Origin of the sequence: Prevotella scopos JCM 17725, from assembly GCF_018127785.1 — a bacterium.
Lineage (GTDB): Bacteria > Bacteroidota > Bacteroidia > Bacteroidales > Bacteroidaceae > Prevotella > Prevotella scopos.
In genome coordinates this window covers 981,973-995,028 of the sequence record NZ_CP072390.1, presented here as the reverse complement: position 1 = coordinate 995,028, position 13,056 = coordinate 981,973, and the positions used below count along the sequence as shown (strand labels likewise).

Sequence of the window (13,056 nt, the reverse complement as noted above, 5' to 3'; positions counted from 1 at the left end):
AATATTTACCTATTTTTATTTGAAAATTGGAAGCAAATCAAAGAAAAAAAATTATTCGCGTAACAACAGCAGATATCTCTTTGGATGGTTTACTGAAAGGGCAGCTGAAGTTTTTGAACCAATACTTTGAGGTTATTGGTGTTGCAAAAGATACAGGTGTTCTGAAGGAAGTTAGTAAACGAGAGGGAATTCGTGTTGTGGATGCTCCCTTGGAACGCCCTATCAGTTTGTTAAAGGATATCAAAGGGCTTTGGTTCTTGTATCGTCTGTTTCGTAAGGAGAAGCCATGGTGTGTCCATACTAATACTCCCAAGGGAAGTCTTTTGGCAATGATAGCAGCATGGTTTGCATGCGTTCCGCATAGAGTTTATACCGTCACTGGCTTACGTTATCAAGGAGCTCATGGAATTCTTAGAAATATTCTAAAAGGGATGGAAGTTTGTACTTGTTTTTTTGCAAATAAAGTTGTTCCCGAAGGAAATGGAGTAAAGCAAATTCTGCAGGAGGATCATATAACAAAAAAGGAGTTGAACGTTATTCTGAATGGAAATATAAATGGAGTTGATATTGACTACTTTTCTCCAGACCATTTTACAGCAGAAACAAGAATAAACGGAAAGCCATATACAGGAAGTAAAGAAGATATTCGTAAAGACTTAAATCTTAGTAAAGATGATTTTGTTTTTATTTTCATAGGGCGAATCGTTGGTGATAAGGGTATGAATGAACTATCTGATTCTATGAAACGTTTTCAAAAAGAAGGTAAGAATGTAAAGTTACTTCTTGTTGGACGTTTTGAAACAGAACTCGACCCTTTGAAGAGTGGTAATGAGGATTTTCTTAGAAATAATCCAGATGTACGTTTTGTTGGCTATCAAAGAGATGTACGTCCATTCTTTGTTGCAGCAGATATTTTAGTTTTTCCAAGCTATCGAGAGGGTTTTCCTAATGTAGTGTTACAAGCTGGTGCAATGGGACTACCATCTATTGTAACTAACATCAATGGATGTAATGAGATTATCAAAGAAGGACAGAATGGTAAAATATTCCCTTCTAAAGATACAGATGCATTATTTAAGGAAATGAATTGGTGTATAGAAAATAAAGATCTTATAAAGGTGATGGCTTCACAGTCTCGTAAAATGATAGTTGATAGATTTCGACAAGAAGAGGTTTGGAAGGCAACGCTCAAAGAATACGAAAAACTTGAAAAGTAGTTGACTATGAAATGTGATGTTATTGTAACATATTGTTGGAACCGAGTTGGATATAATATTATTCGTAGCCTTTATGAAAAAGGCTTAAAGGTTGTAGTAGGAGACACATCATCATATAATATTTGCAGTATCTCTAAATTTAGTGTTGGTAAATTTGTCTATAGAGATTTCAAGACAGATGAGCAAGGTTTTATTGAGGATTTGAAGAAAGCTATCAAAGATTTCTCTCCCAAAGTCCTTATGCCCACGCATGATGAAGCCTTAATTATAGCAAAACACATAGATGAGCTTCCTAAGGATGTTATATATACAATGGAATCTTATGAGAAACAAGTTCTGTTGTCTGATAAGCATCAAGCAACTATTTTATCTGATTCTGTTGGTGTACCAGTGCCCCGTTTTATAGACGATATTAAGCAAGCTACATACCCAATAGTAATTAAAACAAAATTTGGGAACTCTGCAAAAGGGGTCTTTTTTCCTAAAAAATATGATGAAGCAAAGAATATTTTACTCAAATATGATACAAAAGATATCTTAATAGAAGAGTTCTTTGCAGGTATAGATTATAGTGTAGACTGTGTTAGGTATGATGGCTTCTTCCAAGCATGTACATATAGATCTTTAGTAACAAAGACAGATGGTGGAGGAACAACAACACAAAGAATTTTGGTTGAAATGCCAGAAATAGAAAGATATTCTAAACTAATTTTAGATAAAGTTGACTATAAAGGAGTTTGTGGTATAGACTTTAAGGTTAATGAAAACACGAAGGAGGCTGTGTTTATTGAGGTTAATGCTCGATTTACTGGCGGTTTAGCAACACCAATGGCGGGTGGTTTCGATATACCTTATATTGTATATTCTCTTTTCACTTCAGGGAAGTATGAGCATAAGATTCAACCACGTATGGGGACAAAGACTAAGTGGATTCTTGGTGATATAATTACTCTTGTGGGTAAAATTCTTCGTTGTTCACTGACAATGAAAGAGTTTAATCAGATTATGAGTTGGGACTTTGATGCTTTTGATGATTATAGAAAAGAAGATAAGAAAGCTATTTTGGGTGAGTTCCTCTATTATTTTGTAAAGTTGGTAAAGAATAGAAATCTGAATCCGTAAATTAATATTATGTGTTTAAAATGGTTATTTGATAAACTCGCATCTTTGTTTGGGTTGCTATTCCTTAGTCCAGTATTATTGGTAGTAGCAATTCTAATCAAGGTGAAGATGCCTGGTCCTATATTGTTTTGTCAGAAGAGAGTGGGGCAGTATGGTAAACTGTTTACTGTATATAAGTTTAGATCGATGACTGTCAAGGCTGAGGCTTCTGTGGCAAGTAGGGATTCAGAAGCAACTTCTATTGCTTCAACTGAACAGTGCCGTATCACACCACTTGGAGAGAAACTCAGACGTTATAAGTTGGATGAACTACCAGAACTCTGGAATGTCCTCAAGGGTGATATGAGTTTTGTTGGTCCACGTCCAGACGTTCCTGGTTATGCGGATCAGTTACAAGGTGAGGAAAGAGATATTCTGAAGTTAAAGCCAGGAATAACAGGTCCAGCCAGTTTGAAATATAGAAATGAGGAAGAACTTTTAGCTTCTGTAGAGAATCCTGCTCAATATAATGATGAGGTGATTTTCCCTGATAAAGTAAAGTTAAACCTCTATTATCTAAAGAACTATTCATTTATAAAAGATATTCAAATGATTATCTGTACGGTTCTCGGTAAAAAGATGGACTATGCAGGTGAAAAAATATAGTTAGTAAAATGGAAAGAAATCGTGTTTTACTTTGTCTCGCTCATATGAGCGGTAACGAGATGAAATACATCCAAGAGGCGTTTGATACCAATTGGGTGGTGCCATTGGGACCGAATGTCAATGGTTTTGAAGATGACTTGAGACGTTTTTCAGTCTCAGTAAGTCCTTCAGGTGTAAGAAGAAACTTCCTTGAAAAAGAGGAATATCCACAGACAATTATGGCGCATGAGGATAATCCTGATAATCTTTGGAAGGAGTCTTTACCAGAATTGGAGGATAAGCGTATAGTCGCACTCTGTTCTGGTACTTCTGCTGTACACCTCGCTTTAGTAGCATTGGGAGTAAAGGCTGGCGATGAGGTTATCTGTCAGAGTTTTACCTTTTGTGCCAGTTCACATCCAGTAACTTACCTTGGTGCAACTCCAGTGTTTGTTGACTCAGAGAAGGAAACATGGAATCTTGATCCTGCACTTTTGGAGGAAGCTATTAAAGATAGAATCGCTAAGACAGGTAAGAAACCAAAAGCAATCATCGTAGTTTATCTTTATGGTATGCCTGCAAAGATAAAAGAAATTCTTGCAGTAGCAGATAAATATGATATCCCTGTTGTAGAGGATGCTGCAGAGGGTTTAGGTTCAAGATATGACGGACAGGTATGTGGTACCTTTGGTGAGTATGGTGTTCTGTCATTTAATGGAAACAAGATGATTACCACATCAGGTGGTGGTGCACTTGTTTGTCCTAATGAAGAGGCTTGTAATAATGTGATGTTCTATGCAACACAGGCTCGCGAGGGTTATCCATACTATCAGCATGAGAAGATTGGTTTCAACTATCGTATGAGTAATGTTTGTGCTGGTATCGGTCGTGGTCAGATGACAGTTTTAGATGAGCATATTGCTCATCACCATCATATTGCTCATTTATATGAAGAGGCTTTCAGTAAGATAGATGGTATTACTTTCCATGCAAACCCTTCACCAGAGTATGACTCTAATTTCTGGTTGAACACAATGGTCCTAGACCCTTCTGTTAAGGTGAAAGGGCAGGAGAATGCATATAAGACAACAGTACAGGGAGCAGTTGGTGGTGCGGCTGGTGTTATACATTCAGTAGATAATGCACATACTGATTGCGAACCTAATACGAACGTTGAGGCTATGCGTGTCTTCTTGGATAAAGCCAATATCGAGAGTCGTCCGCTTTGGAAACCTATGCACAAGCAGCCTTGTTATAAGGATTGCCCAGCATACGTGAATGGGGTAAGCGAAGAGTTATTTAAAGTTGGTATGTGTTTGCCAAGTGGACCATTGGTTACGGATGATGATGTGAAATATATTGTAGAGAAAATAAAAGAGGCAATGGAATAAAACTTATCTTTTTTATCCCATGTAAAGGGCTGACGTCGTAGATCTCAATGTCTTCGGTGCCAGCCCTTGTTGTGTTTCCTCATAGATACTAGATTATGATAATATATTTTTACTTTGCCTTCTTATCTTCTACATAAAACCCGTTAGTTGTCAGATGGATAAATAAAAACCTGAATTTTATTAGGATTGTATGTTAAGTAAATATTAGGCAAGCGTTTCTTATGCTATTTTGAAAAGTAATTGACGCAAAAGTACGAAAAAAAAACGAGCGAACGAAGAAAAGAATAAAAAAATAGTATTTATTTTTCAAGTTTTATTTTCTCATTCTTTTTGATAATATATTTTACAGAATTGAGTGTATTATAGGGTACTAATATCGTAGAAATCAGTGAGTTGATAATTGTCGATATGTTTTTTAATTGCGTCGTCTCATTCTTTTTGTTGGTCGGATTGTCAGTTGTTTTTGATAGAGAGTCTTTAGGTAATGTGGCCTCATAGTTTGCCCAACATGCCGTTGACATACGTTTTATTTGTGCAAGTCTTGTTTGCACCTCTTCTTCCTGTTGATACTGACTATAAATCTTTTCTGCATTCACATATTGGTCGTAAGCAGGTTTCCACAACTGCAGAAACATATTACATAAGCCTAGCCGATAATAGATGTCTCCCTTTTCTCGTTCATAACATACGGTTAAAGTTTTTTCATAGTAGGGGATGGCTTTCTTATACTTCTTTAGATAAAAGTTGCTCTCGGCTGTAGTATAATAGTAGATTGAGCGTTCGTGAGGGGCGAACACTTCCAGTTTGGGCATTACACTTTCCAAATATTTAGCTGCAGTCTCATAGTCCCAATCGTGGTAATAGCATAAGCCGATATAAGCTTTGAAGCGTTCGTTAAGTTTATATTCTTTATCTAAGCGCTGAAAGATGAGCAAGGCTTCATGATACTTTGCAGACGTAAAGTATTCCAGCGCTTTCCCTAACTCTTCAGCATCCTTGCTCTTCTGTGCTGAGGCTGAGAATGTTGTTGTCAGAGATAGCAGAAGTGTTATGATGAGTTTTCCCGTTATTCTTGCAGCCATATAATTTCTTTTACAATCTTATCGCCATATTGTGCAAGGTCAATATCAATCAGAACCATTCCTCTTTGATGGTTTTCGTGCGAATCACCCATGATTTGTTCTATTGCTTTTAAGTAATCTCTTACTTGTTCAAGAGAATATTCTGTTTCAAAATATCCTATACAATTCAAGAATGTATCTGACTCAATCCCAATAGGTTCTGTCCAAACTGGATTAGAAAATCGGATACCCTTGAAACGTTGTTTGAGAAGTATCTGTGCTTTGGATATGTTCTCTTCCTGCTTAGAATTTGAACCAAGTGCAATAATTGTCTTCATAATACAAAGTTACGTATAAGTTTTGAAATCTTTGTGAGATTTAGGATATTTCACTTTGCGCTATGTAATAAAAGGAGTAATTTTGCGTTAGAAAATTTAAAATAGAAATTTTATGAAGCGATATATCTTTTTTATCCTTTCATTCCTCTATATATTACCCGGCGTTGTAGTTGGACAAGCAAAGTGGAATCAGACTTATCAATCGTATATTAATCAGTATAAAGACATGGCTATCGAAGGTATGCTGAAGTATGGTGTGCCAGCCAGTATCACTCTAGCACAAGGACTGCTTGAGAGTGGAGCGGGACGAGGCAGGCTTGTTCTTCTTGGGAATAATCACTTCGGCATCAAATGTCATGGGTGGACGGGGCGTACAATCTCACATGATGATGATGAAAGGGGAGAGTGCTTCCGTGCATACAATAGTGCTTTAGAGAGCTATGAAGATCATTGTAGGTTTCTGCGTGAGCGTCCACGTTATCAAAGTCTGTTTAGTTTGGATAGGACAGATTATCGTGGTTGGGCATACGGCTTGAAGCGTGCTGGTTATGCTACTAATCCTGTTTATGCACAGAGTTTGATAAATATCATAGAGCTTTATAAGCTTTACGTGTATGATACTGCCAAAAGTTACGATCGCTTCATGGCTCATCATAGTGGTGAAAACACTACTATACCTAGTATTGGTAATGGTCGTTTGAATTCTGTTCAGGTTTTAGGCGCACACACTATAAATAAATATAATGAAAATTACTATATTGTTGTAAGACAGGGAGATTCATTTAAGTCTTTAAGTAAAGAATTAGAGATTAGTGCGGGTAAACTGGCTAAGTACAACGAGCGTGATAAGCATGATCGTCTTATCCCAGGTGAATTTATCTGGTTGAAGAAGAAACAGAAGAAAGCTCCGAAAGAGTTTAAGAAACGCCCTTATTATGTACGTAAATCTGAGAGCTTATACGATATTGCGCAGCGGTATGGTATTCGTTTGAAGAGTCTTATAAAGAAGAACGAATCAATTGCTGAACGTGGATTAAGAATAGGTGACGAGGTGCGTTTATATTAAGAGCGGAGAGCGGAGTAAAAAAACGATATCCCTAGTGGTGTTTGACGTTTAAGGCATAATGTACAGAACTAAGTCTAGATCATAGTGCAATGTACAAACTGCAATAATGCTTAACTAATAAATTGAGCATTTGCTTGCTAAAATATGTCATTGAAGAATATGTTCTTATGTCATTCTGTCTATTGTCTATAATAAGATAGCTACAAAAAGTTGTCTTATTAATTAAGGGAACTATATTCTGATACAGATTTACATCTAAACCTCGTACGCTCCGAGACCCATTATGCTGTCTATGTCTTTGTCAATAAAATTGTCTGTCTTCTAACCCGGTGTAATTGACTACACACTTGTTACAAAGACAGACAATCAACTTGATCAATAAAGTAGGTTCAATCTCTAATAATAGATTGATGCGTATAAAGCAATTAGAAATCAGTAAGACAGGTATCCAAAGCTTTGGTTATGGCCTCTTTGTCAAGGTCTTGACCAATAAATACTAATTTCTGCATTCTGTCACCGTAGGGTTCTTCCCAATCCTTTTTAAGTTTTGGATTGTTCTCTAATAATTCACGCAACTGGAATGGAGGCATGGTGGCATACCATTGACCAGCATTGCGAAGACTTACTTGCTTACCTGCTTGTTCAAAGACGTAGCAAATATCCTTTTCATTAGCAAAGTAACAGAGACCTTTACAACGGATAATCTGCTTTGGCCACTGGCGTGCTACGAAATCATCAAAGAAGTTGATGTCAAACGGGCGGCGTGCATAATAGACGAAGGTCTGGATGTTGTATTCCAAGGCTTCACCACTCTCTTCATTTTCCAAGCCATGATGATGATGGCAATGGTGGTGGTGCTCATGATGATCTTCGTGGTCGTGATGGTCGTGATGATGCTCATGACCTTCATGCTCATCATCTTCATGCTCGTTACCCTCAATCTCGGCAATCCATGTTGCTGAGGTAGCAACCTTGTCGAAATCGAAGTTGCCTGTGTTGATAATCTTGTCTAAATCAACATCACCATAGTTACATTCTATCATCTCTGCCTTTGGTTGAAGTGAGCGGATAATCTCCTTCACCAATCCTAATTCTTCCTTGCTGACGTCATCAACTTTGTTTAGGAGGATTATATTACAGAACTCAATTTGCTGAATAAGTAAGTTCTCGATGTCATCTTCTTGCAAATCCTTCTTCAGAAGGTCGTTACCAGCTGAGAATTCGTCACACATACGGCGTGCATCAACAACTGTTACAATAGCATCGAGTACAGCCTTACCATTCTTTGCTAAGTCTGGATACATCTGAGGATAAGCACAAATCGTTTGTGCGATTGGAGCTGGTTCGCAGATGCCACTTGCCTCAATGACGATATAGTCAAACTTCTTCTGTGAAACGATTTCATTCAGTTGCTGCACTAAGTCCATCTTCAGTGTACAGCAGATGCAGCCATTCTGAAGCGCAACAAGTGAATCGTCCTTCTGGTCAACAACACCGCCTGCCTCAATGAGGTCGGCATCAATATTTACTTCGCCAATATCGTTGACGATAACGGCAAACTTAATGCCTTTCTTGTTGGCAAGAATCTTGTTTACTAAAGTAGTCTTACCACTGCCTAAATAACCTGTCAGCAGGAGGACAGGAGTTTCTTTTACTTTCATTTTATATTGTTTTGTTTTATATTTCTAGGATTACAAAGTTACAAAAAATATGCCAAGTGTACTATATAGATAAGTCGAAATGATTTCTAAATAATATTTCTTGTTCCTTCATACAAAAGGCGCACTTGTGATAACTATCAAAGTCGCATTTAATGAAATGGGTTTGGTTAATTTTCTGTTAAAGAACGGATCATTGTCTCATCCGATATCAAAGAGTTCAATCTCGAAAATCAAAGTGGAAAAAGCGGGAATAGCACCATCACGCTTTGTGCCATAGCCCGCCTGATACGGAATGTAAACACGCCAATGGTCGCCTTTATGCATTGCTAGGAGCGCTGTTTGAAAGCCCGTAATCAACTCGTTCACACGGAAAGCCTCAGGGATACCCCTTTGCCAACTATCATCGAACACTTTACCCGTAATAAGACTTCCACGATAATGGCAAGTGACAATGGAACGTGCTGTCACTTTTCCCTCACCGCTTCCTTCCTTGATTATTTCGTAAAGTAAATCATTTGGAAGTGTCTTTATTCCTTCTTTCTGACTCAGTTCTCGAAGGTATTCCTCATTCTTTAATTTATATTCTTGTTTCTTTCCCATATCGTCTAGTTATTTACTTGAACACGTTGCACACGCAAAATTAGCGAATATCTTTTGATTTTACAATAATTTCAATTACTTTTGCTTCGGTATAGTATTTGTTCTATGGCATATAAACGTAAGATATGAATTTTGATAAAATTGAGAATGATACACGTCGGGCAGAGCTGATTCGTGTGTTGGAACATTCAATAGAGCGACTGTCGCTGCCAGAGTTAGAGGCATTGTATTACGACCTTGTAGCTAAGGATTACATCCGAGAGTAGTGAGATGCAATTGATGGATAACTGGAACAAGGAGATTCTTCGCCTTGCCATCCCGTCTATAATAAGTAATGTGACGGTACCACTGTTAGGTCTTGTTGACTTAGCTGTGGTGGGACATATTGGTAATGAGACTTATATCAGTGCAATAGCTGTTGGTTCAATGGTATTTAATGTCATGTACTGGTTGTTAGGATTCTTACGTATGGGTACGAGTGGTATGACATCACAAGCGTATGGCAGGCAAGATGAGCAGGAGTGTCTGAATATTCTTTTACGCACGCTGATGATTGGGTTAGGGATGGGAATCCTCTTTATTGTCGCACAGCGTGGCATAGAGTGGGGGATGCTTCGGCTAATGAATACGCCAGAAGCTTCGTGGAGTTTTGTTGCTACCTATTTTAGGATTGTTATATGGGGCGCTCCTGCAATGTTAGGACTTTATGGACTGACTGGATGGTTTATCGGAATGCAGGATACGCGTACTCCAATGGTAGTGGCTGTATTGCAGAATGTGGTCAATATCCTTGCCTCTTTAATCTTTGTTTTTGTTCTTGGCTGGAAGATTAGTGGTGTTGCTGCGGGTACAGTTCTGGCTCAATGGGTTGGTTTCATGGTTTCTTTATATGCCGCATATAGACGGATTTCGTCTGAGAAAGAACAGGGGCTAACTTCGGAGAAAAGTGGTCTTATGGTGTTGCAGACTACATTCTGTCGTGTACTTGTAATGAGGGGAGAATGGAGAGAGTTCTTTCGTGTCAATAAGGATATCTTCTTGCGAACCCTTTGTTTGGTGGCAGTAAATTTCTTTTTCACCTCAGCTGGAGGAAAACAAGGAGCAATGATGTTGGCAGTGAATACATTATTGATGACTTTGTTTACGCTTTTCTCTTATCTGATGGATGGCTTTGCATACGCAGGAGAGGCACTTAGTGGTAAGTACTATGGTGCTGGTGATACAAAAGGGCTGCGTATAACAGTTCGTCGATTGTTTGGCTTTGGTGTCATTATGGCATTGATGTTTACTGCAGTTTACGTCTTTGGAGGTGTAGGGTTCCTTCATCTTCTTACCAGTGATGGATCTGTTGTGGCAGCAGCACAGCCCTATCTCTTTTGGGCTTACCTTATTCCCATGGCTGGAATGGCAGCTTTTGTGTTAGATGGTGTATTTATTGGGTTGACAGCAACTAAGGGAATGTTATTCTCAACAGCTATGGCAATGATAGTATTCTTTGTTGTTTATTATCTGTTTTGGAATAGTTTTGGAAATGATGCCTTATGGATAGCTTTTCTGTCGTTTCTTGGAATGAGAGGAATAGCCTCTATTCTCTGGGTACGTCGATATTTAGTAATATTTTAATTTTAAAGATTGTAAAATGGGTTTTGGTTGGATAATAGTATTTCTTTTGGTCCTTCTACTGGGCTGTGGATATGTAAGTTGGCATGTGTGGCAGATTTTGCCTCTTGCTGTAGTAGGTAAGTGGATTGTTGTTGGAGTATTATTACTTTTCATCGTATGCTTCTTTACTAATTTTATATTAGGTTTGGATAATAAGCCAATGCCAATAGCAGTGACGTTGTATGAACTTGGCAATTCTGCTGTGTTTATTGGGCTGTATCTGTTGTTATTTTTCCTTGCGCTTGACTTGGGAAGATTACTTCATCTTGTTCCTCGTTCTTTTCTTTATAATAGTTGGACAGGTACAGTGTCAGTAGTTGTCATTATGATAGGATTGTTCGTTTATGGATATTTCAATTATTTGCATAAAGAGCGTGTACCCTTGAGTTTACAGTCTGCTAAAGCGATGAAAAAGCAACATCGTTTGGTGATGATGACCGACCTTCATTTAGGTTATCATAATCGTGCAGATGAGTTTAGAAAGTGGGTTGATAAGGTGAATGAAGAGCAGCCTGAGGCTATTCTCATAGCAGGAGATATTATTGATGGTAGTATTCGTGCGCTCATAGACCAAGATATGGCAGCTGAGTTTCGTCGTCTGAAAGCACCTGTTTATGCATGTTTGGGTAATCATGAGTATATAAGTGGTGAACCACGTGCAAAGAAGTTTTATCAAGATGCAGGTATTCATTTACTAATAGATAATCATAGCTTGGTTCCATTGGCAGGTGGCGATACGATTCTTGTTGTCGGGCGTGATGACAGAACGAATAAGAAGCGTGCTAGTCTTCAGCATCTAATGGAGTCTGCACCAAAGGGCTATTATACGATTTTAATGGATCATCAACCTTACTATTTGGAAGAGGCGCAGCAGGCAGGCATTGACTTTCAACTCTCTGGACATACTCATTATGGACAAGTGTGGCCGGTTAGTTGGATAGAAGATATTATCTACGAGGATGCTTTTGGCCCTTTACAGAAAGGTAATACACATTATTATGTGTCTTCAGGAATAGGTATTTGGGGTGGTAAATTCCGTATCGGCACAAGGTCAGAGTATGTGGTAGCAGATATTCGGTAATGAAAGCATTTACGCATCTTGCTAGTGTCGATAGACAAGCGTTATGGATATAGAATTGCATTTGAGAATCTTCAACACATGAGCGTGGGTAGCTACTCCATTATTTTGTCTTGAAGAATCTAAAAAGAAAAACAGATATTCATTTGCGGTTATCAGAAAATAGTTGTATTTTTGCAAAGAATATATTTCGATCGATAAAATAGGGAAGATGTCCTAGTGTTTTCGTTCGTTTTTGTTTTGCTAAAATTAATGTTGATAGTTGACTACACGTTATTTGTTCAAATGAAAAAGATTATTTTCTCCCTCATAGTTACGGCTATGATTATGGCCATGACGGGATGTGGCTCAAGTAAAGGCTTTACTTACTTAGAAAATGCTGATTCTATTAGTCTTGCTGCCTCACGAGGTCTGTATGATGCACGCATCATGCCAAAAGATGAGTTGACGATTACAGTGAATACTACTGATCCAGAAGCTGCAGCTCCTTTCAATTTGCAGGTACGTAACCAGTTGGGAGGTGGCAAACAGGTTAGTTCAGGTGGTGGTTCGCTACAAGGTTACTTGGTTGACAACTCAGGTTTCATCAATTTCCCTGTGATTGGTAAGATTCATGTCAGTGGTTTGACAAAGCCTGAATGCGAAGACCTTATCAAGAGTAAGATTCAGCCATATTTGGCACGCACTGAGAATCCAATCGTAACTGTTCGTATGAGTAGTTATCATATAACCGTTCTTGGTGAAGTTGGTCAGCCAGGTGTTATCCCTGTATCAACAGAGAAGATGAGTGTTTTGGAAGCAATTGCGCAAGCTGGTGATCTTGGTGTTTATGGAAAGCGTGATAACATCATGTTGATTCGTGAAGATCCAACAGGTCAGAAGCATGTTGTACGTTTGAATCTCAATGATGCAAACCTGCTTAACTCACCTTACTATTATCTTCAGCAGAATGATGTACTCTATGTTCAGCCAAACAGTGTAAAGGCTAAGAACTCAGGTGTTGGTAGTTCTACTACTCTTTGGTTCTCTTTCATTGGTATCGTGACATCAGTTGCATCGTTACTCGTAAACGTATTGAGAAAATAAAATACTATCCTTACCGAGGCTATGTTTATAGCCTTTCTTTGGATAAAATATAATAGGAATGAGAATATCTTTGACATCCACGTCTTGGGTAGGCCTTTGGGTACTACTAAAAAGAGAGGGGTGTGAGAGGTGTTCTTTTTTTTAATTTGT

The 13,056-nt window shown here is 38.3% G+C and carries 13 protein-coding genes; 9 read left to right on the top strand and 4 right to left on the bottom strand.

Annotated elements, in window-relative coordinates:
• The first annotated feature begins 26 nt into the window (after positions 1–26).
• From J4856_RS09560 to J4856_RS09545, 4 genes are read left to right on the top strand one after another with little or no spacing between them, the layout of a single operon-like run.
• Positions 27–1,217, top strand: a complete 1,191-nt coding sequence (locus J4856_RS09560; protein WP_025838020.1) for a glycosyltransferase family 4 protein — start codon at positions 27–29, stop codon at positions 1,215–1,217.
• Between the two features lie 6 nt (positions 1,218–1,223).
• A complete protein-coding gene (locus J4856_RS09555; protein WP_065367771.1) occupies positions 1,224–2,339 on the top strand; it encodes an ATP-grasp domain-containing protein in 1,116 nt (371 codons plus the stop codon).
• A 9-nt stretch (positions 2,340–2,348) separates the two neighbouring features.
• On the top strand, positions 2,349–2,984 hold the full coding sequence (locus J4856_RS09550; RefSeq protein WP_025838021.1) for a sugar transferase: 636 nt from the start codon (positions 2,349–2,351) through the stop codon (positions 2,982–2,984).
• Positions 2,985–2,992: 8 nt separating this feature from the next.
• On the top strand, positions 2,993–4,354 hold the full coding sequence (locus J4856_RS09545) for an aminotransferase class I/II-fold pyridoxal phosphate-dependent enzyme (RefSeq protein WP_025838023.1): 1,362 nt from the start codon (positions 2,993–2,995) through the stop codon (positions 4,352–4,354).
• A gap of 299 nt (positions 4,355–4,653) precedes the next feature.
• Here the strand turns inward: J4856_RS09545 and J4856_RS09540 are convergent, their stop codons facing one another.
• Together J4856_RS09540 and J4856_RS09535 are read right to left on the bottom strand one after the other, a co-directional pair.
• Entirely contained in the window at positions 4,654–5,436 is a 783-nt protein-coding gene (locus tag J4856_RS09540; protein ID WP_025838025.1) for a tetratricopeptide repeat protein, read from the bottom strand.
• Positions 5,421–5,753: a 2-amino-4-hydroxy-6-hydroxymethyldihydropteridine diphosphokinase gene (locus J4856_RS09535; protein WP_025838027.1), complete on the bottom strand. Its 333-nt coding sequence runs from the start codon at positions 5,751–5,753 to the stop codon at positions 5,421–5,423. Before J4856_RS09535 ends, J4856_RS09540 begins: the two co-directional genes overlap by 16 nt.
• A 112-nt stretch (positions 5,754–5,865) precedes the next feature.
• Here J4856_RS09535 and J4856_RS09530 point away from each other — a divergent pair, with 112 nt between their 5' ends.
• Positions 5,866–6,819, top strand: a complete 954-nt coding sequence (locus tag J4856_RS09530; protein WP_025838029.1) for a glucosaminidase domain-containing protein — start codon at positions 5,866–5,868, stop codon at positions 6,817–6,819.
• 425 nt (positions 6,820–7,244) lie between these two features.
• Here the strand turns inward: J4856_RS09530 and J4856_RS09525 are convergent, their stop codons facing one another.
• Together J4856_RS09525 and bamJ are read right to left on the bottom strand one after the other, a co-directional pair.
• Complete coding sequence (locus J4856_RS09525; RefSeq protein WP_025838031.1) at positions 7,245–8,480, bottom strand: GTP-binding protein; 1,236 nt, start codon at positions 8,478–8,480, stop codon at positions 7,245–7,247.
• Between the two features lie 198 nt (positions 8,481–8,678).
• Complete coding sequence (gene bamJ / locus J4856_RS09520; protein WP_025838033.1) at positions 8,679–9,080, bottom strand: BamJ family beta-barrel-assembly machinery protein; 402 nt, start codon at positions 9,078–9,080, stop codon at positions 8,679–8,681.
• Positions 9,081–9,205: 125 nt separating this feature from the next.
• Between bamJ and J4856_RS09515 the strand changes: the two genes are divergently transcribed.
• From J4856_RS09515 to J4856_RS09500, 4 genes are all read left to right on the top strand, one after another.
• Positions 9,206–9,346 carry a hypothetical protein gene (locus tag J4856_RS09515; RefSeq protein WP_172823683.1) on the top strand — a complete coding sequence of 47 codons (141 nt, stop codon included), beginning with the start codon at positions 9,206–9,208 and terminating at the stop codon, positions 9,344–9,346.
• Positions 9,347–9,359: 13 nt separating this feature from the next.
• Positions 9,360–10,703, top strand: coding sequence for an MATE family efflux transporter (locus J4856_RS09510; RefSeq protein WP_025838035.1), 1,344 nt, complete (start codon positions 9,360–9,362; stop codon positions 10,701–10,703).
• Positions 10,704–10,719: 16 nt separating this feature from the next.
• The gene (locus J4856_RS09505) at positions 10,720–11,823 is read left to right on the top strand and encodes a metallophosphoesterase (protein WP_025838037.1); all 1,104 of its coding nucleotides are present in this window, start codon (positions 10,720–10,722) and stop codon (positions 11,821–11,823) included.
• Between the two features lie 282 nt (positions 11,824–12,105).
• Positions 12,106–12,906, top strand: coding sequence for a polysaccharide biosynthesis/export family protein (locus J4856_RS09500; protein ID WP_025838039.1), 801 nt, complete (start codon positions 12,106–12,108; stop codon positions 12,904–12,906).
• Positions 12,907–13,056: the final 150 nt, after the last annotated feature.

Excerpts from the sequence above, each read along its gene's own strand:
- J4856_RS09555 (WP_065367771.1), top strand. The coding sequence starts at position 1,224 with ATGAAATGTGATGTTATTGTAACATATTGTTGGAACCGAGTTGGATAT.
- J4856_RS09550 (WP_025838021.1), top strand. The coding sequence starts at position 2,349 with ATGTGTTTAAAATGGTTATTTGATAAACTCGCATCTTTGTTTGGGTTG.
- J4856_RS09545 (WP_025838023.1), top strand. The coding sequence starts at position 2,993 with ATGGAAAGAAATCGTGTTTTACTTTGTCTCGCTCATATGAGCGGTAAC.
- J4856_RS09540 (WP_025838025.1), bottom strand. The coding sequence starts at position 5,436 with ATGGCTGCAAGAATAACGGGAAAACTCATCATAACACTTCTGCTATCT.
- J4856_RS09535 (WP_025838027.1), bottom strand. The coding sequence starts at position 5,753 with ATGAAGACAATTATTGCACTTGGTTCAAATTCTAAGCAGGAAGAGAAC.
- J4856_RS09530 (WP_025838029.1), top strand. The coding sequence starts at position 5,866 with ATGAAGCGATATATCTTTTTTATCCTTTCATTCCTCTATATATTACCC.
- J4856_RS09525 (WP_025838031.1), bottom strand. The coding sequence starts at position 8,480 with ATGAAAGTAAAAGAAACTCCTGTCCTCCTGCTGACAGGTTATTTAGGC.
- bamJ (WP_025838033.1), bottom strand. The coding sequence starts at position 9,080 with ATGGGAAAGAAACAAGAATATAAATTAAAGAATGAGGAATACCTTCGA.
- J4856_RS09515 (WP_172823683.1), top strand. The coding sequence starts at position 9,206 with ATGAATTTTGATAAAATTGAGAATGATACACGTCGGGCAGAGCTGATT.
- J4856_RS09510 (WP_025838035.1), top strand. The coding sequence starts at position 9,360 with ATGGATAACTGGAACAAGGAGATTCTTCGCCTTGCCATCCCGTCTATA.
- J4856_RS09505 (WP_025838037.1), top strand. The coding sequence starts at position 10,720 with ATGGGTTTTGGTTGGATAATAGTATTTCTTTTGGTCCTTCTACTGGGC.
- J4856_RS09500 (WP_025838039.1), top strand. The coding sequence starts at position 12,106 with ATGAAAAAGATTATTTTCTCCCTCATAGTTACGGCTATGATTATGGCC.